This window comes from Dokdonia sp. 4H-3-7-5, from assembly GCF_000212355.1.
Classification (GTDB): domain Bacteria; phylum Bacteroidota; class Bacteroidia; order Flavobacteriales; family Flavobacteriaceae; genus Dokdonia.
Map to the genome: position 1 here is coordinate 1,094,880 of NC_015496.1, position 26,157 is coordinate 1,121,036.

The 26,157-nt window shown below is 36.4% G+C and carries 28 protein-coding genes; 7 read left to right on the plus strand and 21 right to left on the minus strand.

Annotated elements, in window-relative coordinates; translation table 11 throughout:
• Positions 1 to 38: 38 nt before the first annotated feature.
• Positions 39 to 1,835, minus strand: coding sequence for an AMP-dependent synthetase/ligase (locus KRODI_RS04780; RefSeq protein ID WP_013750448.1), 1,797 nt, complete (start codon positions 1,833 to 1,835; stop codon positions 39 to 41).
• A gap of 210 nt (positions 1,836 to 2,045) precedes the next feature.
• Here KRODI_RS04780 and KRODI_RS04785 point away from each other — a divergent pair, with 210 nt between their 5' ends.
• Positions 2,046 to 3,545: a M20/M25/M40 family metallo-hydrolase gene (locus KRODI_RS04785; RefSeq protein WP_013750449.1), complete on the plus strand. Its 1,500-nt coding sequence runs from the start codon at positions 2,046 to 2,048 to the stop codon at positions 3,543 to 3,545.
• A 181-nt stretch (positions 3,546 to 3,726) separates the two neighbouring features.
• Here the strand turns inward: KRODI_RS04785 and katG are convergent, their stop codons facing one another.
• Positions 3,727 to 5,943, minus strand: a complete 2,217-nt coding sequence (katG, locus tag KRODI_RS04790; protein ID WP_041295806.1) for a catalase/peroxidase HPI — start codon at positions 5,941 to 5,943, stop codon at positions 3,727 to 3,729.
• A gap of 266 nt (positions 5,944 to 6,209) precedes the next feature.
• Here katG and KRODI_RS04795 point away from each other — a divergent pair, with 266 nt between their 5' ends.
• Together KRODI_RS04795 and KRODI_RS04800 are read left to right on the plus strand one after the other, a co-directional pair.
• Positions 6,210 to 6,794, plus strand: a complete 585-nt coding sequence (locus KRODI_RS04795; RefSeq protein ID WP_013750451.1) for a MarC family protein — start codon at positions 6,210 to 6,212, stop codon at positions 6,792 to 6,794.
• A gap of 4 nt (positions 6,795 to 6,798) precedes the next feature.
• Positions 6,799 to 6,993, plus strand: coding sequence for a hypothetical protein (locus tag KRODI_RS04800; protein WP_013750452.1), 195 nt, complete (start codon positions 6,799 to 6,801; stop codon positions 6,991 to 6,993).
• A 7-nt stretch (positions 6,994 to 7,000) separates the two neighbouring features.
• Here the strand turns inward: KRODI_RS04800 and KRODI_RS04805 are convergent, their stop codons facing one another.
• From KRODI_RS04805 to KRODI_RS04820, 4 genes are all read right to left on the minus strand, one after another.
• Positions 7,001 to 7,288 (minus strand): hypothetical protein, encoded by a 288-nt coding sequence (locus KRODI_RS04805; protein WP_237699384.1) that lies wholly within the window; start codon positions 7,286 to 7,288, stop codon positions 7,001 to 7,003.
• A gap of 9 nt (positions 7,289 to 7,297) precedes the next feature.
• Positions 7,298 to 8,887 (minus strand): S41 family peptidase, encoded by a 1,590-nt coding sequence (locus KRODI_RS04810; protein ID WP_013750454.1) that lies wholly within the window; start codon positions 8,885 to 8,887, stop codon positions 7,298 to 7,300.
• Positions 8,888 to 9,316 (minus strand): deoxycytidylate deaminase, encoded by a 429-nt coding sequence (locus KRODI_RS04815; protein ID WP_013750455.1) that lies wholly within the window; start codon positions 9,314 to 9,316, stop codon positions 8,888 to 8,890.
• Between the two features lie 97 nt (positions 9,317 to 9,413).
• A complete protein-coding gene (locus tag KRODI_RS04820) occupies positions 9,414 to 10,007 on the minus strand; it encodes a HupE/UreJ family protein (protein ID WP_013750456.1) in 594 nt (197 codons plus the stop codon).
• Between the two features lie 89 nt (positions 10,008 to 10,096).
• Between KRODI_RS04820 and KRODI_RS04825 the strand changes: the two genes are divergently transcribed.
• Positions 10,097 to 10,525: a fructose 1,6-bisphosphatase gene (locus KRODI_RS04825; protein ID WP_041295807.1), complete on the plus strand. Its 429-nt coding sequence runs from the start codon at positions 10,097 to 10,099 to the stop codon at positions 10,523 to 10,525.
• Between the two features lie 76 nt (positions 10,526 to 10,601).
• Here the strand turns inward: KRODI_RS04825 and KRODI_RS04830 are convergent, their stop codons facing one another.
• The 5 genes from KRODI_RS04830 to fbp form a co-directional block, all read right to left on the minus strand.
• Positions 10,602 to 12,173 (minus strand): ATP-binding protein, encoded by a 1,572-nt coding sequence (locus tag KRODI_RS04830; protein WP_013750458.1) that lies wholly within the window; start codon positions 12,171 to 12,173, stop codon positions 10,602 to 10,604.
• Positions 12,166 to 12,660, minus strand: coding sequence for a Rab family GTPase (locus KRODI_RS04835; RefSeq protein ID WP_013750459.1), 495 nt, complete (start codon positions 12,658 to 12,660; stop codon positions 12,166 to 12,168). Before KRODI_RS04835 ends, KRODI_RS04830 begins: the two co-directional genes overlap by 8 nt.
• On the minus strand, positions 12,647 to 13,447 hold the full coding sequence (locus KRODI_RS04840) for a hypothetical protein (RefSeq protein ID WP_013750460.1): 801 nt from the start codon (positions 13,445 to 13,447) through the stop codon (positions 12,647 to 12,649). The genes KRODI_RS04835 and KRODI_RS04840 overlap by 14 nt, the downstream gene beginning before the upstream one ends.
• Before the next feature lie 21 nt (positions 13,448 to 13,468).
• The gene (locus KRODI_RS04845) at positions 13,469 to 13,819 is read right to left on the minus strand and encodes a hypothetical protein (RefSeq protein ID WP_013750461.1); all 351 of its coding nucleotides are present in this window, start codon (positions 13,817 to 13,819) and stop codon (positions 13,469 to 13,471) included.
• An 84-nt stretch (positions 13,820 to 13,903) separates the two neighbouring features.
• The gene (gene fbp, locus KRODI_RS04850; RefSeq protein ID WP_013750462.1) at positions 13,904 to 14,908 is read right to left on the minus strand and encodes a class 1 fructose-bisphosphatase; all 1,005 of its coding nucleotides are present in this window, start codon (positions 14,906 to 14,908) and stop codon (positions 13,904 to 13,906) included.
• Positions 14,909 to 15,030: 122 nt separating this feature from the next.
• Here fbp and KRODI_RS04855 point away from each other — a divergent pair, with 122 nt between their 5' ends.
• From KRODI_RS04855 to KRODI_RS04865, 3 genes are all read left to right on the plus strand, one after another.
• Positions 15,031 to 15,516, plus strand: a complete 486-nt coding sequence (locus KRODI_RS04855) for a GNAT family N-acetyltransferase (protein WP_013750463.1) — start codon at positions 15,031 to 15,033, stop codon at positions 15,514 to 15,516.
• A 136-nt stretch (positions 15,517 to 15,652) separates the two neighbouring features.
• The gene (locus tag KRODI_RS04860) at positions 15,653 to 16,903 is read left to right on the plus strand and encodes an aspartate kinase (RefSeq protein WP_013750464.1); all 1,251 of its coding nucleotides are present in this window, start codon (positions 15,653 to 15,655) and stop codon (positions 16,901 to 16,903) included.
• Positions 16,904 to 16,988: 85 nt separating this feature from the next.
• On the plus strand, positions 16,989 to 18,803 hold the full coding sequence (locus KRODI_RS04865) for a GNAT family N-acyltransferase (protein WP_013750465.1): 1,815 nt from the start codon (positions 16,989 to 16,991) through the stop codon (positions 18,801 to 18,803).
• Positions 18,804 to 18,838: 35 nt separating this feature from the next.
• Here KRODI_RS04865 and KRODI_RS04870 read toward each other — a convergent pair whose 3' ends face one another.
• The 10 genes from KRODI_RS04870 to KRODI_RS15575 form a co-directional block, all read right to left on the minus strand.
• On the minus strand, positions 18,839 to 19,552 hold the full coding sequence (locus tag KRODI_RS04870; protein ID WP_013750466.1) for a flavodoxin family protein: 714 nt from the start codon (positions 19,550 to 19,552) through the stop codon (positions 18,839 to 18,841).
• 129 nt (positions 19,553 to 19,681) lie between these two features.
• Complete coding sequence (locus tag KRODI_RS04875; RefSeq protein WP_013750467.1) at positions 19,682 to 20,086, minus strand: response regulator; 405 nt, start codon at positions 20,084 to 20,086, stop codon at positions 19,682 to 19,684.
• Positions 20,083 to 21,576, minus strand: a complete 1,494-nt coding sequence (locus tag KRODI_RS04880) for a PAS domain-containing sensor histidine kinase (protein WP_013750468.1) — start codon at positions 21,574 to 21,576, stop codon at positions 20,083 to 20,085. Before KRODI_RS04880 ends, KRODI_RS04875 begins: the two co-directional genes overlap by 4 nt.
• Before the next feature lie 187 nt (positions 21,577 to 21,763).
• On the minus strand, positions 21,764 to 23,185 hold the full coding sequence (locus KRODI_RS04885; RefSeq protein ID WP_013750469.1) for a pyridoxal phosphate-dependent decarboxylase family protein: 1,422 nt from the start codon (positions 23,183 to 23,185) through the stop codon (positions 21,764 to 21,766).
• Positions 23,185 to 23,514 (minus strand): ArsR/SmtB family transcription factor, encoded by a 330-nt coding sequence (locus KRODI_RS04890; RefSeq protein ID WP_013750470.1) that lies wholly within the window; start codon positions 23,512 to 23,514, stop codon positions 23,185 to 23,187. Before KRODI_RS04890 ends, KRODI_RS04885 begins: the two co-directional genes overlap by 1 nt.
• A 108-nt stretch (positions 23,515 to 23,622) precedes the next feature.
• Positions 23,623 to 24,018 carry a TM2 domain-containing protein gene (locus KRODI_RS04895; RefSeq protein ID WP_013750471.1) on the minus strand — a complete coding sequence of 132 codons (396 nt, stop codon included), beginning with the start codon at positions 24,016 to 24,018 and terminating at the stop codon, positions 23,623 to 23,625.
• A 59-nt stretch (positions 24,019 to 24,077) separates the two neighbouring features.
• Positions 24,078 to 24,470 (minus strand): VOC family protein, encoded by a 393-nt coding sequence (locus KRODI_RS04900; protein WP_013750472.1) that lies wholly within the window; start codon positions 24,468 to 24,470, stop codon positions 24,078 to 24,080.
• 21 nt (positions 24,471 to 24,491) lie between these two features.
• On the minus strand, positions 24,492 to 25,004 hold the full coding sequence (locus tag KRODI_RS04905) for a DUF4199 domain-containing protein (protein ID WP_013750473.1): 513 nt from the start codon (positions 25,002 to 25,004) through the stop codon (positions 24,492 to 24,494).
• 30 nt (positions 25,005 to 25,034) lie between these two features.
• Positions 25,035 to 25,982: a 2-hydroxyacid dehydrogenase gene (locus tag KRODI_RS04910; RefSeq protein WP_013750474.1), complete on the minus strand. Its 948-nt coding sequence runs from the start codon at positions 25,980 to 25,982 to the stop codon at positions 25,035 to 25,037.
• A 9-nt stretch (positions 25,983 to 25,991) separates the two neighbouring features.
• The gene (locus KRODI_RS15575; protein WP_013750475.1) at positions 25,992 to 26,153 is read right to left on the minus strand and encodes a membrane protein; all 162 of its coding nucleotides are present in this window, start codon (positions 26,151 to 26,153) and stop codon (positions 25,992 to 25,994) included.
• Positions 26,154 to 26,157 lie beyond the last annotated feature (4 nt).

A 26,157-nucleotide genomic window follows, 5' to 3' on the forward strand; every position in this document is an offset into this window, starting at 1 on the left:
AAATTACGCTTTCGCGAAAGCGTAGCATCTCACATTAACTACTCTGCATACATCTTATCAATAAGTGCTTTGTATTTTTTCTGAACTATTTTTCTTTTAATTTTTAAGGTAGGCGTTATTTCCCCTTCTTCTATACTGAACTCACGAGGAAGCAGCGTAAACTTTTTTATCTTCTCAAAAGCTGAGAATTCTTGCTGTAGCTCGTCAAAACGTTTTTCAAAAAGTGCTACAACCTTATTGTCCTTAATGAGCTCTTCCATACTCTCAAATGAGATATTGTGCTCATTTGCATACTTCTTCAAATTCTCAAAATTAGGAACCGCAAGTGCTGTTACATATTTTTGCTGATCTCCAATTACTGCAAGTTGCTCAATAAGCGAATCACTGATAAGCGCTGTTTCTAATTTTTGAGGAGCTATATATTTACCTCCAGATGTTTTCATTAAATCCTTGATTCTATCTGTGATGTATAGATTTCCATGCTCATCTAGTCTTCCTGCATCACCTGTACAAAACCATCCGTCCTTAAAAACCTGAGCTGTTGCTTCTGGCTTTTTATAGTAGCCTTGCATGACTCCAGGGCCTTTTACAAGGATTTCATCATTATCTCCTATTTTAATCTCAGTACCTTCTATGCTTTTTCCAGCAGAGTTGAATTCAAAATTTGTGTATCCAAATAAAGATACTGTTGCGGTCGTTTCTGTGAGTCCGTAGCCACATTTTACATCAAGACCAAAGGAGTGAAAAAATGAAACCATATCTGCCGCAAGTGGCGCTCCACCACAAGGCATAAATTTAATACGCCCTCCAAAGAGTGCACGCAACTTGCTCAATACAATCTTATCGGCAATTTTATATTTTAGATTTAGTCCTAGTGGCACTTTTTTCTCAAGCCTTTGGTGCTGATTATAGTAGTTATCACCTACACTTAGTGCCCAGCTTGCAAGTTTCTGCTTTGTAGGCGTAGCCTCCTTTGTTTTCGCTTGTATAGCTGCATAAATTTTTTCAAAAATACGAGGCACTGTACACATCACCGTTGGTCGCACTTCTTTGAGAACCTCTGCAATTTTCTTTGGATCTTGATTAAAATACACTTCAATCCCCATGTGCAAACAGAAAAACACCCAACTACGCTCAAAAATATGACTGAGTGGTAAAAAGCTTAATGACACATCTTGATCTGATATATCAAGTTCATATTTATGCGCTGCAAGAGAAGCTCCTATATTAGCATGGCCTATCATCACACCTTTAGGTTCTCCAGTGGTTCCTGAAGTATAGATAATACTTGCTAGATCTTTTACATCAAGGTCTTGCTGTCTTTTTAAATAGATGTCTTCAATTTCTTGGGTAGGGCTAGTAGCAACAAAGTCTTCTAAATACATAGAAGAAACAGAGGGTTGTAACTTAATGGTATCTGTAAGAGCTACAATAAGCTTTAAGTATGAAGAGCTTTCTAGAAGTTCATAAGCCTGATCGTATTCATGCTGATTACCCACAAAAAGCAAGCTTACCTCAGCATCATTTATCACATAGTCTACTTCCTTTGTAGAGCATGTTGCATAGATAGGTACCGTTACTGCTCTTATGCTCATTATCGCAAGGTCTGCAATAATCCAGTTAGGCATATTTTCGGCAAAAATGGCTACGTTATGCTGTGTTTCAACACCAAACTGCAGTAAACCTTTGGCAAGATTTTCAACACGGTAATACATATTTTTCCAGCTTATACCTTCCCAAGTATTAAGTGTCTCATTCTTTACATAAAGCGCATTCTTGTTTTCAAAGCATAGCGCATTTTCCTTGACATTTACTACTAGATGTTTGTAATCCATAAACTGTAATTAATTACGATATTTAATCATTGAGGTTTTCCAAAATTAAACATTAATAGACCGTTTCTTCTTTTATTGGCCTTAGTAGCGTATAATAACACGCTTTTATTAACCTCTGTTAATAGAAGTGAAGCATCCTAGCAGAAAACCTTATATTTATCTACCATACGGTTGTATTTAACACAGCAACAATTCTTAAAATCGTCTTCTATGAAACTCTGGCCTCTCTGTCTCTTATTTACTGCTTTTATAGGTGTTGCTCAACCTCCCGTAGATGCACTTATAGATCAAAATCTCAAGAAAACTCTTATTGAACACAAAGCCTTTGTGAGCATTCCTAACTTGCCTTCAAACCCGGCTTTAATGCTAGAAAATATTGCCTTTGTAGAAGAGCGTTACAAGGCGCTAGATTTCACAACTAGCTTACTAGAAACTAGTACGCTCCCTATTCTTCTCGTAGAGAAAGAGTACAACCCAAATTACAAAACAGTACTCTTTTATGTTCATATAGATGGACAGGCAGTAAACCCTGCAACATGGGATCAAGAAGACCCTTTCACTCCTGTACTCAAGGTGAAAAACAGCTCTGGGGATTATAAAGCGATTTCTTGGGATCACCTAGACACTAAAATTGATAATGACTGGCGTATTTTTGGCCGAGCCGCTGCAGATGATAAGGCACCTATCATGATGTTTATTACTGCGCTACAACTTTTAAAAGAGCAACAAAAAGAACCTACTTTTAATATCAAGGTGATTTTTGATCCCGAAGAGGAATATAACTCGACTGCTTTACTTTCTACTCTAGACACTTATAAAAGTAGATATGCTGCAGATTATTTTGTGGTAATGGATGGTCCTGCTCATGATTCTAATAAGCCCACACTTACCTTTGGCTGTAGAGGAATTGCCACTGCTGCAATCACCACCTACGGTGCCCGCCTACCTCAACATAGTGGTCATTATGGCAACTATGCACCTAACCCAGTTTTTAGACTTGCAAACCTACTAACTACAATGAAAGATGATGATGGAAAAGTCTTAATAGAAAATTATTATGATGGAATTACCATTACTCCAGAAACGGCTCAAGTACTCTCTTCTGTACCTTTTGACGCAACTGATTTTAATAAAAAATTAGGTGTTCACACCGCCGAAAAAGTTGGAAACTCATATCAAGAAGCGCTGCAATTTCCTTCTCTTAACGTTAGACAAATAGGGACCTCGTGGACAGGTGAAGGTCTCAAAACGGTAGTTCCAGAGTATGCCATTGCAAACCTTGACATACGCCTTGTTCCAGAAACAGATGGTGATGCACAACTAGAAAAGATTAAAAAGCACATCACTAAACAAGGTTATCACCTTATAGATCGAGCACCCACGGAGGAGGAAAGACTTGCTTATCCTAAAATAGCCACGTTTACAGGTAAAACTTCTGTAAATGCATTTAGAACAGATCCAGATGATGCTTTTGGCAAAAAAATGAGGAAAGCACTATCACAATCTTTTGGTGAAGAACCTATTACAATTAGAATGATGGGTGGCACCGTGCCTATTGTTCCCGTGATTAAAGCGCTAGATGTTCCTACAGTTATACTTCCGCTGGTTAATATGGATAACAATCAGCACAATCCTAATGAGAATATACGCATAGGGAATATTAGACAAGGTATTAAGGTATGTCTAGCATTACTTGAAACAGCTTTTTAGGAAGGTTTTTGTGTTGTTACGCTTTCGCGAAAGCATACTAATATGCACAACTGCATCCTTTAAAATTTAGAGCTATTTACCACATTATTGAAGAAATATTGCATAAAAAGCAAAACGTCCAACTTATAACAAGTTGGACGTTTTTATTGTATACTTACGCTTTCGCGAAAGCGTGATTTATTTACTTAATATCAAAACGATCTGCGTTCATGACTTTAGTAAATGCCTTGATAAAGTCGGCTACGAAACGTTCTTCACCATCATTTGCTCCATAAACCTCAGCAATTGCTCTAAGCTCTGTGTTTGATCCAAAAATTAGATCTGCACGAGATCCTGTAAACTTCATCTCTCCAGTACGACGGTCACTTCCTGAGAATAATGTCTCATCAGAAGAAAGTTCCTTCCAAGTGTATGTAAAGTCTAGTATGTTTGTAAAGAAGTCGTTTGATAACTGTCCAGGTCGATCTGTAAAGACACCTACTTTAGTACCGTTATAGTTTGTACCTAATACACGTAAACCTCCTACAAGCACTGTCATTTCTGGAATAGAGAGTCCTAGTAATTGTGCACGATCAATAAGCATTGCTTCGGCAGCTGTTGCTTTTTGTGTATGACTCACATAGTTTCTAAAACCATCTGCTTTAGGCTCAAGATAACCAAAGCTATCTACATCTGTTTGTTCTTGTGTTGCATCTGTGCGTCCTGGCGTAAATGGGACTATGACATCATGTCCAGCATCTTTTGCCGCCTTTTCTACTCCTACAGATCCTGCAAGAACGATAAGGTCTGCCATAGATACGTCACCATCAAAATCACTTTGGATAGCACCTAATACATTAAGCACTTTGTATAACTGCTCAGGGTTGTTTACTTCCCATCTATTTTGTGGTGCCAGGCGGATGCGTGCACCGTTTGCTCCACCACGCTTGTCAGAATTTCTAAACGTAGAAGCTGATGCCCATGCTGTAGAAACCATCTCTGATACTGTAAGTCCTGACGCTGCAATTTTTACTTTTAATGTTGCAACTTGATCATCGCTTAATGCATACCCATCATTGCTCGGTACTGGATCTTGCCATAATAACTCTTCACTAGGAACTTCTGGACCTAAATATCTCTCTATAGGTCCCATGTCACGGTGTGTTAACTTATACCATGCACGTGCAAAAGCATCTTCAAAAGCCTTGTGGTCTTTATGGAATCTCTCTGAAATCTTACGATATTCTGGATCTACTTTCAAAGCAATATCTGCCGTAGTCATCATAAGGCGCTGCTTTTTTGAAGCGTCTCCAGCTGTTGGAGCCATCTTTGCATTTGAAGATTCTGTAGGTGTCCATTGGTATGCTCCTGCTGGACTCTTGGTAAGCTCCCAGTCGTAATTTAATAGTACATCAAAATAATCTGCATCCCATTGTGTTGGGTTAGGAGTCCATGCTCCCTCTATTCCAGAAGTAATAGCATCATCAAGTACACCTGTACCATAACTATTTTTCCATCCGGTACTCATTTCTTCAATAGGAGCTCCGTGTGGCTCCGTTCCTACATAGTCGTTTGGATCTGCTGCACCATGTGCTTTACCGAAGGTGTGACCACCAGCTACTAGTGCTACTGTCTCCTCATCATTCATCGCCATACGTCCAAAAGTCTCTCTCACATTTGCAGCAGAGCCCATAGGATCTGGAACTCCGTTAGGTCCTTCTGGATTTACATATATCCATCCCATCATTACTGCTCCTAGTGGTGCTTCTAACTCTCCCTCTGCATAACGCTCATCATTTGCTCCCCATTCTGTCTCGCTTCCCCAATAAATATCTTGTTCTGGCTCCCATACGTCTTCACGTCCTCCAGCAAAACCGAAAGTTGGGAAGCCCATAGATTCTAAAGCACAGTTACCTGCGAGCACCATTAAATCTGCCCAAGAAATTTTATTTCCATATTTTTTCTTGATAGGCCATAATAATAAACGAGCCTTATCAAGGTTACCATTATCTGGCCAACTGTTAAGTGGCGCGAAACGCTGTGTTCCGGAGCTTGCTCCTCCACGTCCATCTCCTATACGGTAGGTACCCGCACTGTGCCATGCAAGACGGATCATAAATCCTCCATAGTGACCATAATCTGCAGGCCACCAGTCTTGTGAATCTGTCATTAAATCAAGTACGTCTTGCTTAAGAGCATTAAAATCAAGACTGTTAAATGCCGCAGCATAATCAAAGTCTCCTCCTAATGGGTCAGATTTTGTAGCATTTTGTCTAAGTATATTTAAACGAAGTTCATTAGGCCACCAATCACGATTAGTTGTACCGCCACCAGATGTTTGTTTATGTGCGCCTCCCATAAAAGGGCACTTTGCCGCTTGAGACTCATCATTAAGATCAAATGTTTCTGTATTTTTCATTCCAATAGGTTTTTCAAGGTTGATGGCGTAAAAGTATTTAATAACCATTCACGTAACTATAGTTTATCATTAGAATAAGTTAATGTTCAATAGTCAAAAACTATAATTCTAATTTTCACCAAAAATTACATACCATTTTTAATAAATTGTTACTAACTAATTAATAGTGCCTTAAGTTACGTATTGTATTTGTAATTCTACAACAGAATGTATTATGTATCCTTTAAATAAGGGTACCTTTGGGCGTATTTTAAAACGGTTATGCAATGAATATAGATATAAAGGAAATACTTACGGCGGCAATGGTACTTTTTGCTGTAATCGATATTATAGGTAGTATTCCTATTATATTAAAGTTACGCAAAAAAGCAGGTCATATTCAAAGTGAAAAAGCAGCATTAGTCGCGCTTATCGTAATGATTTTATTTGTATTTGTAGGAGAGAGTATATTAAGTCTCATAGGTGTAAATGTGTATGAGTTTGCTGTGGCTGGTTCTTTTATCCTATTCTTTATAGCCCTAGAAATGATTCTGGGTGTTAGTATTTTTAAGGATGATGATGGTATAAGTGCAAAGACGGTCTCTGTATTTCCACTTGCCTTTCCATTAGTAGCAGGACCCGGCACTCTTACTTCGCTTCTCGCATTACGTGCAGAATATGACCTTAGTAATATAATAATAGCTGTCATACTTAACATATTACTAGTGTACATAGTCTTAAAAACCTCTAAACATATTGAGCGCTTTTTAGGAAAGAACGGTATTGCTGTAATACATAAAGTTTTTGGTGTAATTTTGTTAGCAATCGCTGTGAAGTTATTTACAGCAAATATTCAAGAACTATTTAAGTAAATCTATGAAGTTTATAATCCCTATTGGAATTTTACTGGCGCTGGGCCTTCTTATTTACAATGTAACATTACTCGACTTTTCTAATCTTCTTGAAGGAGAAAGTAGCATTGCTCTAATAGGAGTTATAGCGTGCTTATGTGCAATACTCTTATTGCTTATTTTACGTACCTCCCGCAAGATTGCAGAGAAACATAAATAAGATATAATTACATCAAATAGATAATGTAAGGATTATAAATCTCATAAATAATCCCAGCTATTAATGTAAGTATTGCTAGTGCCGTAAAAGCAATATGCAACTTTTGATACCATAGATTACGACGTAATTTCCAAATGAGTTTCTCATCATTTAGATTTTCTATTTGAGCTAGAATAATTGGTGGCTTCAAGTAAAAAGGACTTACGGATATACCATGTCGTATAAGCAATGCAGCACTATTATCTAGCAATCTAAATATGATTGCGACAATATAAATATATATAGCTACTACCATTAACATAGGTTATCCTTTTTCACGAGTAAGTTCTATCACTTTTTGAATTACGGCATCTTCTTTATTTACCATCATCTCAAATGCATTATTATCAAAAAGCTGTCTAGCCATAGTAGCTTTGAGATATTTCTTGTACAAGTCTCTATATTTACTTGCTTTCAAATTAATCTGCCTAAACTGTGCGAAAGATATAAAATCTTCTACTACCTGATCTGATATGATAACCTCTTCTTGAAATTGTTCCATACTGAGGCTATTATAATAAGTTCTATCTTTCTCTAATTGCTCAAAAATAAACAAGCGCATATATCCAGAACGCAATACATAATTGAGATGTTCTACTTCATAGTCTGTATTTTTAGGGACAAAAATATCTGGTATGATACCTCCTCCTCCATAAACAATTTTACCCTTAGGAGTTCTAAATTTGAGAGAATCTGCAACTTTAATGCTATCGACACTGCGTAACTCGCCGTTTTCATATCTATTGAGATAATCTTCAAAATAATCTTTATCTCCTAATTCATAAGGCTTTTGTATGGAGCGACCCGTAGGTGTATAATAACGGGCGATTGTCAATCTCACTGCACTCCCGTCTCCTAAATCCATTTCTCTCTGCACAAGCCCTTTACCAAAAGATCTACGTCCCACTATTACTCCTTTATCATTGTCTTGCAATGCTCCCGCGACAATCTCACTAGCACTTGCAGAGTTTTCATTTATAAGGATAAAGACTTCTCCGTCTTCAAAAACACCGCCATCATCAGTATAGCTATTAGATATCTTTCCTGTTTTATTCTTTGTAAACAGTATGAGTTTATCCTCTTCTAAAAACTCATTTACCACTCCCTCTGCGCTAGAGATATATCCTCCTGGATTATCTCTTAAATCTAACGCTATTTTTGACGCACCCTTACCTTTAAGGTCTAAAAGCGCCTTTCTGAACTCTTCGTGAGTAGACTCTGCAAAACGATTAATTTTAATATACCCAAGATTATCAGTAAGCATATAACTTCCTACAACACTAAAAATAGGCACGTGATCACGCTCAAAATTAAAAGACATAAGTTTTTTAACTCCAGGTCTTTTTATCTTAATTTCAATAGGTGTTCTTGCTTTACCCTTTAAAATACTAGATAGAGAGTCATCTGTAATTTCTTTAGTGGATAAATTGATGCCATCGGCATAGACAATACGGTCTCCACCTTTAATCCCAGCACGATAACTAGGGCCACCTTTAATAGCCTGTATTACTGCCAGCGAGTCGTTATATGGATAAAAGCTTACTCCAATCCCCACAAAATCACCTTTCATATTCTCCTCCATAGCGCTATATTCATCTGGTGGAATATAAGTAGAATGTGGATCAAGATTATCCAAGATACCATTTACGGTTACATCTACTATGCTATCAGTGTTTATAACATCTACATATTCATAATCTATATAATCTATGAGCTTATTAAGTTTATCCTTTTTTGCATTTGATGTAAACAACGCGGTATCCTTATATCCAAAATCTAATAAACTCCCGAGCATGATGCCTAGAGCAATGCCTAAACCAAAAAGTAGAGGAATATATTTGCGTTGTATTTTCATTTATGAATCGATGTCTTGAAGATGTACTATCTCAACGCCTGCTTTTTCTAAAAATTTTACACCCGTGAGATCTTTATATGCATTATGATAAACCACACGCTTAATACCTGCCTGATGTACTAATTTACTACAATCCTTGCAAGGACTTAATGTGATATATAGAGTAGCCCCATGACAAGATTGTGTGGAACTGGCAACCTTTAAAATTGCGTTTGCCTCAGCGTGTAATACATACCACTTCGTATTATTTTCGTCATCTTCACAAACGTTTTCAAAACCAGTTGGTGTTCCATTATAACCGTCAGAAATGATCATCTTATCTTTTACAATAATTGCTCCCACTTGCTTACGGTTGCAGTATGACAGTTTTCCCCATTCCCGAGCCATTCTCAAGTAAGCGATGTCATATTTATGTTGTTTTGAAGCCATTAATAGTTGTGATATCTGTTGTTACGCTTTCGCGAAAGCGTAAAAAAATATAATATATAACTTATTTACACACTTCTAAAAGCATGTAAAACAATAATTAAAAATTTATACTAGATAGTGCCGTTTTAAACACAGGAATAGCGACACCAATTACTACAGATGAAATAACCATCACCCAATCCCTTAGTGAGAATCTAAAGATTGCTTGGCCTATAAAACTTATAACAAGTACAACAAATACAATAATTAATTGCGCAGCTTCAATACCTAAGGTGTATTCTATTAATGGTAGCAACTTACTTTCTGAACTTGATGTCATCATTTTAAAATACGTAGAAAAACCTAGCCCATGTATTAAACCAAAAAATAATGCTGCAAAAAGGTGAATTCCAATCTTCTGATTACGATTCTTTTTACCAGCCGTAAATATATTATATAAAGCCGTTATTAATATGGTAATAGGTATTAACAACTCTACTAGTGATGAGTTAACTCTAACCACACCATACGCCGAGAGCGCGAGCGAAAGTGTATGCCCTAATGTGAAGATTGTTACCAGTGTCAATAATTTTTTCCAATTAGAAAATAAGTATGGAACAGTGAGAACTATTAAAAAAAGTATATGATCATAAGCGTTCCAATCTAGTACGTGGAAAAGGCCTTCTTTAAAATAAAATACGAATGAATCCATCTAAAAAAATTAGGGGGTTTTTATCAAATGTACAAATTAAAAATCTTGATTAAATGGCTATCTTTGAAGCTTACTTTAAATTAAAAAATATGTCTTTTTCAGATTTATATGATAGCGGGTTCCGCAAGAGAAATGAAGATCACTTTGCATCTATTGTGAGAGTGGCAATGGATGATGGTGTAATTTCAGATAAAGAAAAAGCTTTTTTAGACAGGCTTGCTCGTAATCTTTCTATATCTGCAGAGGATTATGAAATTATTTTAGGAGATTATATGTCTCACCCTATTAACCCTCCTACTACTTATGATAGAAGATTAGAGCGTTTATACGATCTTACTCGTATGATTCACATTGATCATGATTTTGAGGAAGAAGAGCCTCTTTTAATAAGACTTTCTATAGGTTTAGGTTTTGCTACAAGTAATGCACCTTATGTTGCACATAAAGCACTTACTCTTGTAAGAGAAGGTACTGATCTTGATACATTTCAAGATGAAATCAAAAATATGAGCCGCTAGATTGTAGCTTTTATCATAAATCAAAAAGGGGGAAGATCTTTATGAGATCTTCCCCCTTTTTGATTTTATAGAATTTTTATTCTTCCTCTTCATCTAGAGAAGCCACCTCTTTACTTTTCCTTTTATACCTCGTTAAGAGTCTCTCTATTGTTTCAAAAAGAAGCTCTGCATCTATAGGCTTTGTTAAGTAAGCATTCATACCTGCCTCCTTTGCTGCATCTTGCTCTTCTTGAGCTGTTCTAGCAGTAAGCGCTATAATGGGCAGTTTACTTATTTTACTATTAGAATGACTTCGTATCTGCACTGCAGTATCAAGCCCATCCATTATAGGCATCGTAAGATCAAGTATCACTAAATCATAAGTGTTTCTGTCTAAAAATTCTAGAACACGCTCACCATCTTTTGCAATATCTATACTATAAGCACCATGGTCTACAAATAGACGAAGCATCAACAACTGATTCACCTCGACATCTTCTCCTAATAAAATACGTGGCTTTTTACCAGCAGCTTTATTATTCTTTGTCTTCTTAGCCTTTTCTTTCTTCTCTCGTTTCTGATTATGAGAAACTCCCATATATACCGTAAAACTAAATGTAGATCCTTCCCCTTCCACACTACTTACCTCGAGATCACTCTCTAACAATTGCGTCAGTTGTTTTACGATACTAAGTCCTAATCCAGATCCTCCAAAGAGGCCTCTTTTTTCTAGCTGTGTAAAGCTGTCAAAAATACTGTCTATCTTCTCCTTTGGTATTCCTATTCCAGTATCTGTCACTTCAAAAGTTACAGGAATTCTTCTGGCATTTTGAGAATCTGTTTTTACACAGAATTTTATATTTCCTTGATGCGTATATTTTAATGCATTCTCTAATAAGTTTACAAGGATTTGATTGATTCTAAGATGATCGCCCACTAAGAAACGTGGAATCTTTGAGCCCATCTCAAACTCAAAAGAAAGTCTCTTCTCATCTGCTCTGAGTTGATAGGTTTTACCTAAAACTTCTATAAATTCTTTGAAATCAAATCGTCTCTTCTTAATTTCTAGTTTGCCTGCTTCAATCTTAGATATATCCATCAAATCATCTAGAATAGTCACTAGATTCTTAGATGAGTCTTTTACAATATTGAGTATGTCTAACTGCTCTCTTGTAATATCAGTATTTTCTAAAACAGAAAGAAAACCTACAATACTATTGAGAGGAGTACGTATTTCATGACTTACGTTTGCAAGAAATTTATTCTTGAAGCTACGCTGTATTTCTAGCTCTTGATTAAGCTCTTGAGTAATATTAAAACCTATTATAGACTCGTTACGCACTTGTTTAATCTGGTGTACCGTTTTATAGTGATCTGTAAGATCATTTAAAATTACGACTAACGTATCGTCATCTCTTAAGATGGTTTTTATATCTAAGAAATAAAGTCTGCCTAGCACTTCTACTTGAACACAAAAGAAAGTATGTTCTTTTTTTGTCTCCTCAAAGACGGTCATGAGTGAGTAGAAAAAAGGATGGAACTCTGTAATATCAGAGCCTTTAGTAATTGAGAATAGGTTTTGATCTGAGTCTTCTACCTTAAGTCCTCTATTAACAATAAGTAGTTGTGTGGTTTTATTAAAAAAATCCTGTCTGAGGTTATCAAGCATTTTCAAGCAATTGCGCTGCTACATCATTAAACAGCTGTTCAACATTTTCTCCGGTCTTTGCACTGGAAAGATAGCTATGTTGAACATCTTGCGCCTTAAGAGCTGCCATGATTTCATCCTTGTCGACTAAGTCTACTTTATTTCCGATAATGTGCACAGGCACTTGGGGATACTTATCTTTTAGGTGACTTAAGTTATATTTCAAATCACTATATGTTACTGCTCTTGAGGCATCAAATACATAAATAAAGCTAGAAGCTCCCATTAAATACGATGGCCTGTATTTTGTAAAATCATCTGTTCCTTCAACATCCCATATAATAAGTGTTACCTTGTCAGAATTGATGTTTACTTCTTTCTTCATTATATGCACACCAATAGTAACTACATAGTTGTCTGAGAAATTATTCTCAACAAACCTGCGAAGCAGTGAAGACTTACCAACACCAAAATGTCCTAGTAATACTATTTTTTTAGATACGCTCATCTGTAAAATACTCTTTTAATTTTTTGGTAAATTTCTGATTGTCACTTAAATCATCTTTGTTTATCACAAACTGAGCAAAGTCAAGTAACACATCATCAAGTTTATTTTTGTATTCATCATCATAAATACCGCTTAAAATTACGGCAATATAATATTCTGAGAAGTTTTGTAAATGAATAGTGTAGAGTTGATAATCTATCCTCTCTAATTCCATCTCCCCTCTCTCAAAAGCGTCTTCTGCAAAGCTTTTTATCGCCGTAAGCATACCCGCCATCATATCCTTGTCCATCGTTTTGGTTTTTGAATAGCTTGCTTTAAGCAATCCAGAACCTTTTTCTATTACAAGTATTTGTTCAATATACGCTTTATATTCTTCTTTAAGTAGTGCCGCTGCGGTTGGCCTTTCTTTTCCCTTAGATTTAAATATATTTCTAAAAGAAAAAGCATTATCTATTTTCTTACTTATAGAATCATTGAGTTTTTTTATTTCTGCTTGGATGTATTTTTTTATCATTTTACCCATAATAGGGTATAATGCTTCTACCACAGCATCCTGAGAATTTTTAATTTCAGATTTTAAAGTTTGGGTGATGGTGGGCCCTAGAGTTTTGGGCATTTCTTCAACAAAGCTTAGCAAACGCTCATCTAAAATAGGGCCAACTCTATCTGATAAATGTTGCTGCCTCTCTTCTAAGTCTTTAAGTTTTCTGTATATATCATTCTCAGGCTTTTTCTCATCTGTGAGTAAAAGCTCTTTTAAAATTTCAAGACGTTCATCAGTTGTCATTAAAAATTTTCAAAGATTGATCTAAGCCTTTATATTCTCACCTAAACGTATGAGCATATCACCTAAGCTATCACGGCTCACCTTTCTATTATCAAGATCTTGAGTTTTATCATCAAGTGCCTGTTCAAGATCCGAGATACGAATATTTACATCTGTACTCAGATTATCAATGGCAGTCATAATCTCTTTACGAGCGTCGTCTACATAAGAAAGCATTTCTTCACGTTTTTGCGTGATATCTGCCTTAAGCGTATCAAATTCGTGATTATATTCTTGAATATTTTCACCAAAAATGAGGTTTTTGATAGCCTCAATTTTAGAATTTGCAACATCAGGTAGTTGCTCGTTCTGTGTAGGGTCTTTTTTAGCCATAATGGTAGTAGCCTTGATATTTGTTTAATCAAATATAAAAAAAATACCCCGCCTTATGAGTTTTAATCTTTCTTAACTCATCAATTAAGACTCCTTCATAAAACTTTCGGCTTTTTCGACCATTAATTTACTACCACAAAAGAAGGGCACACGCTCATGTAATTCTGTAGGTTGTAAGTCTAAAATAGCTCCAAAACCGTCACTTGCTTTTCCTCCTGCCTGCTCGGCTATAAAAGCCATAGGATTACATTCATACAGCAAACGTAGTTTACCATTGGCTGCTTTCGAGCTTTTTGGATACATGTATATTCCACCTTTAATCATGTTTCTATGAATATCAGAAACTAATGACCCTATGTATCGGGAAGTATACGGACGGTCATCTTTCTCTTCTTGACAGTATTTTATATATTTTTTCACTCCGTCTGGGAAGTGCACATAATTACCTTCATTTACAGAATAGATATTTCCTGTTTCTGGAAACTGCATATTAGGATGGGAAAGATAAAAGGTTCCAATGGCTGGATTAAGAGTAAATCCATTTACACCATGACCTGTAGTATATACAATCATTGTAGAAGTCCCATAAATAATATATCCCGCAGCTACTTGCTCTCTACCTTTTTGTAAAAAGTCCTCTATAGTCACAGGAGTTCCAGCGGGAGTCACACGTCTGTAAATTGAAAAAATTGTCCCTACAGAAACATTCACATCAATATTAGAAGAGCCATCTAAAGGATCCATAAGTAGTACATACTTATTATTGTTATCCTCGTTTTGACCTTGTATTGAAATAAAATCATCATTTTCCTCACTCGCAATTCCACAAAGAATATTGCGGTTTGTGAGTGTACGTATAAAGGTATCATTTGCCATCACATCCAGCTTTTGCTGATCTTCACCTTGGATGTTTGTCTCCCCAGCGGCACCCACTATATCTACAAGGCCAGCCTTGTTCACTTCGTGGTTTACTACTTTGGCCGCAAGGCGAATAGAGTTAATTAATCGAGAAAGTTCTCCAGAAGAGTACTGGAACTCAGCTTGATTTTCAATGATAAACTCTCCTAATGTTTGGTTTTTTCTTGACACGATACGTGTTTTTTGATTTAATGCAAAAGTAGCTTTAATCTTAACTTGCTACAACGTTTTCGTTTAAGAATAGTTAATGTAATTATTTACCTTAGCGTCGCTTATAAAAAACAACCCTGAATATGAAGATTAACATTCAAAGAGCAACACCGCAAGATATGCCCGCTGTGTTGGGCCTCATAAACGAACTAGCAGTTTATGAAAAAGAGCCTGATGCGGTAAAGATTACAGAAAAAACACTCTTAGAAAACGGTTTTGGTGATCACCCTCTTTTTACTTGCTTCGTTGCAAAAACAGAAGCAGAGGTTGTAGGCATGGCTTTATGTTATTTCCGCTTTTCTACTTGGGATGGTAAGTCGCTACACTTAGAAGATCTCGTTGTGAAAGAGTCCTTACGTGGCAAAGGAGTAGGGCAACAGCTCTATGATCAGGTTATGATTTTTGGAGCAGAGAGCGGTGTAAAACGTGTAGAATGGGTTGTGCTAGACTGGAACACTAGCGCTATCGAGTTTTACAAAAAAAGTAATGCAAAATTTTTAAAAGATTGGCATCTTGTACAGATGGATGAGCAACGTCTTAAAGATTACATTAAAAAAATTAATGCTTAATAATTTTTGGCTCTGTTGTGATGAATTAGCTTTCGCGAAAGCGTAACAAAATCGATACAACCACAAATCACCATTTGTTTATTAATAAGCTCTCTCTTGAATGGAGCGACTCACCTAGAAAAGTAAGATTACCAATATGCAGGTATTTAAATTTGGCGGAGCATCTGTAAAAAATGCAGATGGCGTGAAGAATGTAGCAACGGTACTACAAACTATGGGAGCTGGAGAAAAACTTGTTGTAGTCTCTGCAATGGGAAAAATGACTAATGCTATGGAGGCAATTGTTACAGCTTACTTTGATGATAAAAGCAGTCTTCCAGAACGTATAGAACACACGGTCGCTTATCACAAAGAGATTACTAATAATCTTTTTGAAAAAGGCGATGAAGTTTTTGAAAAGATAAAAGAACTTTTTGCAGAGCTCAAAGGTTTTCTTGCCTGGAACAAATCGCCAAAATATGATTTTGTTTATGATCAAATTGTGTGCTACGGCGAGCTTATATCTACTACTATCATAAGTGCATACCTCAACAAGCAAGGACTTACAAATACCTGGATAGATGCGCGAGGTCTTATAAAAACAGACAGCAGTTATCGCGATGGACGCGTAGACTGGAAGGCAACGAAAGCAGCGATAAAAGAGCATGTAGACCCAAGAGGACTTACCATTACTCAAGGGTTTATAGCATCAGACAGTAATAACTTTACAACCACATTAGGCAGAGAAGGATCTGATTATACTGGTGGCATATTTGCATACTGCCTCGATGCAGAAAATCTGACTATCTGGAAGGATGTTCCTGGTGTTTTAAATGGTGATCCTCGAGTTTTTAACAATACCGTTTTATTACATGAAATTCCATACGAAGAAGCCATTGAGCTTGCATTTTACGGAGCTTCTGTTATTCATCCCAAAACGTTACAACCTTTACAGCGTAAAGAAATACCGCTTTATGTAAAATCCTTCCTCAACCCTACGGCTGCTGGCACCATGGTAAGTAGTGTGTCTACGCTAGCACCTATGGTGCCGTGTTATATAGTCAAGAAAAACCAAGTGCTCATATCACTATCTGCTCTAGATTTCTCTTTTATGGTAGAAGATAATATTGCAGAGGTTTTCCAGTTACTTTCTACTTACAAGCTTAAAGTTGACCTTATACAGAACTCTGCGATAAGCTTTTCTGTATGTGTAGACAACAAATTTAATGGCTTAGAAAAACTTACAAATCAGCTTAAAGGAAAATTTAAAGTAAGTGTTACTGCAGGGGTTTCTCTTTATACAATAAGGCATTTTGTACAAGAAGCTCTTGATAAATTTCAAGAGGATAAAACAGTGCTTCTTAAGCAAGTCACTCAAAACACAGTGCAACTTGTAACACAAAACTAGAAGTATGTTTTCTCTAGGTTAACAAAATGTAACTATAGCAAACCCTATTTGTTATATTTGCCTACTTAAAATAACCACAACAATAATGGGTCTAGTCACCGCTAAAGAAGTTGCACGAGCTATAAACGTCGATAAATTCGGCTTTATAGGCACCTTTGCTGGGTGGTCATTAATGAAGATTCTTAAAATCTCTTCTCTCAATAAAGTTTACGACCGTAATAAACATTTAGGAGATCTTGAGTTCCTTAATGCATTGCTTGATGAGTTTAATATTAAGTTTGAAATACCAGAAGAAGATTTAAAAAGACTACCTAAGGACGGCGCATACGTAACCATATCAAATCATCCTCTAGGAGGAATAGATGGCATATTACTGCTCAAGTTAATGCTTGAACAACGTCCAGATTTTAAAATTATAGCAAACTTTTTACTACACCGCATAGAGCCACTTAAGCCTTATGTAATGCCAGTAAATCCCTTTGAAAACAAGAAGGATGTAAGGTCAAGTATCGCAGGTTTTAAAAGTGCGATATCTCACCTTAGAGACGGTCATCCTCTAGGTATTTTTCCTGCTGGAGAAGTCTCTACGTATAAGGATGATAAACTTATTATAGACAAGCCTTGGGAAGAAGCAGCTATGAAGCTGGTTAAAAAGGCAGAAGTCCCTATTGTACCCATATATTTTCATGCAAAAAACAGCAGACTGTTTTATCAACTATCAAGCTTGAGCGATACACTTAGAACAGCTAAACTTCCTAGCGAACTCCTTACTCAAAAAAACCGAGTAATAAAGGTACGTATAGGAAATCCTATAAAGGTAACCGCTCAAAAGGAACACGAGTCACTAGCAGATTTTACAGAGTTTTTACGCAAGAAAACGTACATGCTGGCAAATTCCTTTGAGAAAAAGAATATTTTAAAAGACATCCCTCAAAAATTAAAACCGCCAAAGGAGCCGAAGAAGATTGTTACAGAAATGAGTAGCGACCTTATAGAAGACGAAATTTTACGCTTGCGCGAAAATGACCGTCGCCTCCTCACTAGTAAAAACTATGAAGTATATCTAGCTCCTGCTCAAGAGATGCCTAGCATTTTAAGAGAAATAGGGCGACTTAGAGAAATCACGTTTAGAGCCATAGGAGAAGGAACAAATGAGGCTATAGATCTAGACAAAATTGACAGATATTATTACCATATGTTTTTATGGGATAATGAAGCAAATGCACTTGCAGGAGCTTATAGAATGGGACTAGGATCAAAGATTTATAAGGAGCACGGTATAGATGGGTTTTATCTCCAAGATCTTTTCCGTTTTGAGCCAGAGCTGCACAAGATGATGAGTGAGAGTATTGAAATGGGTCGTGCCTTTATCATCAAAGAATATCAACAGAAACCTATGCCGCTTTTTCTTTTATGGAAAGGTATTGTACATACTACATTGCGCTTTCCAGAGCATAAATATCTCATAGGTGGGGTAAGTATTTCGAATCAATTTTCAAACTTCTCAAAGTCGATGATGGTTGAATTTATGAAATCCCATTATTACGACCCTTATATCGCACAATATATACGTCCTAAAAAGGAATGGAAAGTAAAGCTCAAAGATGCCGATAAGGAGTTTGTTTTTGACGAAAGTAAAGCAGATCTAAATAAGTTTGATAAACTCATTGAAGAAATAGAACCAGGATCACTACGACTCCCTGTTCTCATTAAAAAATACATAAAGCAAAATGCAAAAGTTATTGCATTTAATGTAGATCCCCTATTTAATAATGCAATAGATGGTCTTATGTATATACGCATAGCAGATCTACCAGAGAGCACCGTAAAACCTGTTATGGAAGAGTTTCAAGAAGAGCTTGAAAAAAAATATAATCAACGTAATACAGAAGAGGAATAAAAAAATTTTACTCCCCTCTCTATATAAATCTTATACTATCTGTATTCTGGATTTTCAAAATTCCAGCGAGTACCATCATCCCAGTCACCTCGTGAATTTCCATAAGCTGGATATCCACCTTGTGCTTTAAGCATACTTGCAAGATGCAATAGGTTGTATGTCATGAAGGTCGTATTACGATTTGTAAAGTCGTTATTTTTTGCTCCACTTTCTTCATCGTTATAACTAGCGCCAGGACCAGCCTCTCCTATCCATCCGCAATCTGCTTGTGGAGGGATGCTATACCCTATATGCTGTAAAGAATAAAGCGTACTCATGGCTACATGCTTAATACCATCTTCATTACCCGTGATAATACAACCTCCTACTTTGCCGTAAAAATAGTACTGACCTTTCTCATTGCGATTACCACTCTCCCCATATAACCGCTCTATAAGCTTTGTTGCTACAGATGACTTCTCACCTAACCAGATTGGAGTTCCTATCACAAGGATATCTGCCTCTTCTATTTTTTTAAAAATTTCTGGCCATTCATCTGTCTCTTCTCCATGTTCTGTCATGTCGTGATATACGCCATAGGCAACATCATGATTTACAAATCTTAAATATTCTACAGTAACGCCTTCAGCTCGCATAATATCTATAGAGACATCCATGAGTGCCTTTGTATGACTCATGTGAGGTGTTTTTTTAAGCGTGCAATTTATATACAGCGCTTTTAGGCTTGAGAAATCAGGTTTTTCCTTCATATCAACGATCTGACGTTTAAACTCTTAAAAACTTACATTTTTAGCACATAAATTATATTAAACTCAATTTATAAAAAACTCCAAATCTATGTTACAATAAATAGTATGCTTTCGCGAAAGCGTAAAAAATCAACCTTCCATTTGCGACATCAAATCGTTGAGCTTATCTTGAGTAATGGGCTTAACAATGAAGTTTTTTACGTTACTATAGGACTTGGCTTTTTCCTTATCTCTAGGGTCTATAGAACTTGTGACAATAAAGATGGTAATTTTCTTAATCACCTTTATTGTAATAATACCGTCTAAAAATTGCCACCCATCCAGAATAGGCATGTTTATGTCTAACAGTATTACATCTGGAATTGCAGACTCTACAGTACCTCTCAATACCGGAGCAAGGTGATTGAGCGCTTGTTCTCCATCATGAAAAATTAAAAACCCCTTACAGAAGTTACTCATTTTCATTAGTCGTTGTGCACCAAAAACAAAGATTGGGTCATCATCTATTATGCAGGCTATGTCTATTTGCTTCATCGTTTTAAATAAATTTTAAAAGTAGATCCTTCACCTACCGTACTTTCAACTTTTACACACCCTCCTAATGCTTCAATCTGGTTTTTTACAATATATAAGCCTAGACCTCTTGAACTTTCATTTCTATGAAAAGTCTTGTAGAGACCAAAAATTTTATTTCCGTGTAAATCTAAATCTATTCCAAGACCGTTATCTTTGAAGTGGATAATCGTATAGTCATCATTTTGAGAAGTACTTATTACTACCTTTAAACACGTATCCTCGCGTCTATAGGTAATAGTATTAGATAAAATATTTAAGAAAATACTTCTTAAGTATTCTGGAATACCCATTACTCTAAGCTCTGCAGGAATTTCTACTTTTACGCTGCCCCCCACCTCGTGAAATAATGTATTAAGACTTGCAAGTGTTTTATCTATAATTTGAACAATATTAATCTCAACAAAATCTTCAGAAGTGACGTTTTCAAAAGATGATACTTCGCTCAAATTTTCAATAGTCTCTTCAAGATTTCCAAATGCATTCTCTAGCATTTGAAACACCGAAGATTCTTCTATTTTAGGAATATCCTGTTTTAAAAAAGTCAACAACATATCTAAATTACTCGTATGTGATCGTAGATTATGAGAAACAATGTGTTTAAAATTTAATAATTTTTCATTTTGTCCTTCTGTTTTACTTAAAAGATCTTCAATTCTATGCTTTGCATTTTTAAGAGATGTTATATCTGTAATCTGGCATATGTAATAATCTGGATCCGACATCTCAGATTTCACTAATGAAACTGAAAGCAATCCCCATATAGTTTTACCTGTTTTATGTACAAAGCGTCTCTCCGCTTGATAATTTTCTATGTCTCCAGACAGTAGTTGGTCTGTGAGAATTTCATTGATAGGAACATCTCCTGGATAATTCAAATCATGAAGCTTTAACGTATTAAATTCATCTACTGTATACCCAAAAATCTTAGAAACCTGAGGGTTAACTTGTATCCAATTTCCTACTAAAGAAACCAACGCAACTCCATTAGGAGCGTTAGTAAAAGTTTTCCTAAACTTTTGCTCTTTTTGCTTGAGCTCTAACTGCGCCTTTTTTTGAAAATCAATATCTTGAAAAACACCATATAATTTGACACATTTTCCCTTTTCAAGAACAGGAACCCCGACAGATCGGACCCATTTTTCTTTACCAGTAGCAGTCATAATTAAATAATGCCCATCAAATTTTTTTGAGTTAGACATAGCATCTTCAAAATCTCGCTGTATTTTTTCTCGGTGATAACCCTCTTTATAAAATTTTATAGCCTGAGTAAGGTTGGGCTGGAAGTCACTAGAAACCCCGTGTATTTCTTTTGTACCTGCACTCCAGTACACCTTTTCTTCTCCCACATTAAACTCCCACATACCAATAGATGCCGCTTCTTGTAATAACAAAGATGCGTTCTCATCAAATGATGGAAATAACGAAGCAGGGGAAGTAAAAATTTTCATCTATAGGTTTGCCATAACATTCTGATTAACAGAACTATTATCCACTTTAGTTAACTAAAATAGATAATTTAATTTTAATTTGCGTAGAATAGCTAACCCTTATTCATTTTTAAATTTATCATACTAGAAATAATTAACGCAGCAGAGCCATTATTAAAATAATTAAATTGCCGCTTAAATAGAATTTTTAAGAAATTCTAATGGCAATTTCTCTAATAACGTCAAGCAAGCGCTCTGTGTGTTTTGTTGTCGTAAAAGGGTTCATAAATGTGGTTCTTAAATAGAATTCTCCACGTAAAGAGGTTCCCACAATATAAAACTCTCCATCTTCTAGTAATGCTTTACGTATGCTCTGGTTGACAAGATTAACATCACCAGCGCTCGCTTTATATCTAAAACACACTATATTTGAGACTGGATCTAGCGCTACTTCAAAATCTTCTTGCTTCTTCACTAAGGCAGCAAAATCCTTTCCCGCATCATAAAGCGTAGTAACAAAATCATCAAAAAACTGAACTCCATATGCATTTATAAGAGCATAAAAACGCAAGCTCATCATACTTTTTGTACATTCAAAAGTCCTTTTGGCTAGGTTAAACCAGTCTGCATCTTCGTTCTTTTCCCAGAGATATTGTGCTTTTTGCTCAAACGTAGCGTAGCTAGCCGTACTTTCCTTAAAAATAACCGCCGTTGCCAGCGCACTTGTACCCATCATTTTATGACCGTCTATAATTATGGAATCGGCTTTATCTGCTCCATTTAATAGATGTTTGTATTTAGGAGAAAAAATAGCTGCTCCACCATGGGCTGCGTCTATGTGGAACCATATTTTTTTTGCTTTCGCGAAAGCGTGAATCGCTTCTAGATCATCGTAAACCCCAGTACTTGTGCTAGGAGCACTCCCCACAATAGCAATCACCTCATAACCTTTTGCTACAGCCGAATCATAGTAAGTATCTAACAGTTCTGTGCGCATCTTGTAAGTGTCATCTGCAGGCACTTTTATAATGCCTTCACTCCCAAGGCCCATAATTCTAGCTGCTCTATCTACGCAATAGTGCGCTTCCTCAGAAACCATAATGGCAAGTTTACTGCTGTGCCCTTCATTCCAAACATCACCTTCTGCCATCACTCTACGAGCAGCAAGTAAGGCTGTAAGGTTTGCGAGCGTTCCCCCAGAGGTTAGAAAACCGTCGCCATTATCGAAGCCAATAACTTTTGCAAACTGCTCGATAATCAATCGCTCCAGTGCAGTAGATGCTGCTCCCATCTCATATACTGCCATCCCATTATTAAGTTGCGCGCTCAATAGTGTGGCTAAAGCAGATACAGGCACCGTAGGTGCCACCTGATGACCTATATATTTAGGGTGGTGCGTGCGTATTGACCTCGCGATAACAGTCTTAAAAAAGTCTGAGGTTGTGTGATTAGATGAAATATACTCTTTCCAAAATTGATACTCATCTTCTGGTGTTGTCCACGTGATGACTTTCTCTGATTTTCCCGAGGTAGTGTCAGACAAGTATTGAGATATCTGATTTACTAGATCTGTTCCTTCTTCTTTAAAGAGTGAGCTATCGTATGCTTTTTTTAATAGGGATGTACTCATTACTTCTCAGACATTTTTGATTTAGTATGCTCAAAGAAATCGTAAAACAGTCCTTGCAATTGCTCCCATTTGCGAGCATCTATACTATAATACTGCGCTTTACCCTTAAACTGGCTTTTTAAAACTCCTGCTCTTTTAATTACTTGTAGGTGTTGTGAAGTCGTGGGCTGCGATAGTCTTATTTTCTCTGAGATATCTTGACATAGGCAACCATCGCAATCACCTATGTATTCTATGATAGCCACACGTGCGGGATTAGAGAGAATCTTTGCCAGATCTGCAATCTGATTTGCCCTCATAGAATGTATATGCCTTTTTGTAACTCCCATAATGTTGCGTTGTTTATACTCTAAAGATATACATAAATTGTAATATCGCTATATTACGATAAAATATTTAACAAAAAAGCCCAGACTAGCTGAGCTTTATTAATAATTCTAGAACCAAGATTTCTTATTTACTACATATGTAGTATGGAAATCTTCGTCAGATTTCGTTAGATATATAATACCCTCTATAAAGCCCACAATTCCCGCAGCACCACATGTTACAATAGTTGCTCCAAGCTGAATAAGTCCTTCTTTAGTATAACCCAACATAAATTTATGGATTCCTAAATATCCGAATATAATTCCCATTATACCAATTAATACTTTGTTGCTTACTCCAGTGTTCACCTTATTCCATTCTTCTTTTGCACTATTGCCAAATTCATTGGCAGTATCTTTTGCTTCGTTTGCAAAATTACTTGCAGCTTTTTTTGCGTCGTCTGCCATGTTCTTTGCATCATTACCTGGCTTATCACCTGGGATTTTTTCGTCTTCTAAACTCATCTGGTTGGTTGTTGGTTAATTAGTTCTAAAACTACAAAAAAGATTGAGATACTTCTACGCTATTCCTCCTTTAAAAACTCACTATCAATAGGTTCCCATAATTCGATTTTGTTTCCTTCTGGATCCAGTATCCAGCCAAATTTCCCATAGCTATATTCTTCTACCTTACCTACAATTGTTACACCTTCTTCTTTGAGGACAGCCAATAACGCAAATAAATCATCAACCCTAAAGTTAAACATGAACTGCTTCTTACTAGGAGAAAAATAGGTCGTATCATCGTCCATGGGACTCCATTGAGTGGAGCATTTCTTTCCGTTCTCATCTCGCCACCAGAATGTCCAGCCATATTGATCTGTGGGAATCCCTAAGTGGTTTTTATACCACTCCTTTTGTGCATCTGGATCTTCACTTTTAAAGAACATTCCTCCTATTCCAGTAACTCTTTTCATAACGCTATATATTTAAGTGACTTACTCTTTCTTGAGTATAAATGCTGCAATAAGACTTACAATAAAACCTAATATAAACGTCATTACAAACATCATAAGCCCCGCAATAAATGACATCTCCGTACCGCTATATTGACTATACATTTCCCTTTGAGCCTCAAGCTGAGAGATAGCAACTGGATTATTTGACTCCACAGCAAGTTCCATGGCATAATCATTATACTCTATAAAAAAGGATGGATTTACAAATAAGGTATAGACAATATCTGCCAGCGCTACACCTAACCCTCCTAGAGCCGCAATAATAATTCCTGTTTTTAAGGCTTTCCCGAAAGATATTTTTCCAGCATACACCGTATCACGCTGATAAGCAACACCAAAATATACCATAGCCGCTGTCATACCCATAACTCCCCATCCTACGAGCTCTTGTGTGCCATAATCAAGGCTCTTACCCAAATATAGTGCTAGTGAAAAACCAAGCAACCCTATAAAAAAGGCAATCATTCCAAACTTCTTTATTACTAAACTCATAGTATTATATGTATAATTAATAGATTGAATCTAAGAAAATCGTTTCAATATCTTATCTACAATCGTTTGAGATAACTTGATTTTACTTTCTACTGTCCATCCAGCAATGTGCGGAGTAAGTAGTACATTGTCTTGCTTAATAAGATATTCCAATGGTGCTGGCAGATTTGAACTTCCGTCTGTGGTAAATAAATTCTCAAAAGAGAGCTTTTCATATTCTAACACATCAAGTCCAGCTCCTAATACTTTACCACTTTTCATAGCTGATACCAGATCTGCAGTAACTACAGATTTCCCTCTAGCTGTATTTATGAGATAAAATGGTTTTGCAAATGCATTTATAAAAGTGGCATCTACCATTTTATCTGTTTGCGGAGTCCAAGGTGTGTGCAAACTCACAACATCTACTTGCTTTTTAAATTCTTGTAATGATACTTGGCGTGCACGCTCGTCTCCCACATTTTCTTTAATATCATAACAGAGCACCTCACAATCAAAACCCTGCAGTTTCTTGGCAAAAGCCTTTCCCATATTACCGTAACCTATAATTCCTACAGTTCTCCCTTCTAGCTCAACACCTCTGTTTGCTTCACGGTTCCAGTTTCCTGCTTTTACCTCTGCATCTGCACGATTTAAGTTATTAAAGAGACTTAATAACATACCTAGCGCTTGTTCTCCTACTGCATTTCGATTACCTTCTGGTGCACTAATGAGATAAATTCCCTTACTCTCTGCATAAGGAATATCAATACTTTCCAGTCCCGCACCCACACGAGCAATAAATTTGAGATTGGGCGCTGCGTCGATAAACGTTTTATCAATATTAAAACGGCTTCTTATCACAATCCCATCATATAAAGCAATGATAGCTTCTGTCTCCTTTTTTGTAATTGTGTAATTCTCCACATTCTCATGACCCGCAGCGGTGAGCTGCTCCATAAGGAGTGGGTGGTTATTATCTAAGTGTAATATCTTCATTGATTATTTTTATTTTTTCCTCATAGGAATCCAGCCTAGAAAAATACCTAATCCTATTGCCATCATTATTCCAGACACAAAACCTATACCTCCAGACACATCATCAAAAACAAACATAAATGCTCCCGCAATTGCCATAATAACAATACCTATTATCTTTCTATTATTCATTATT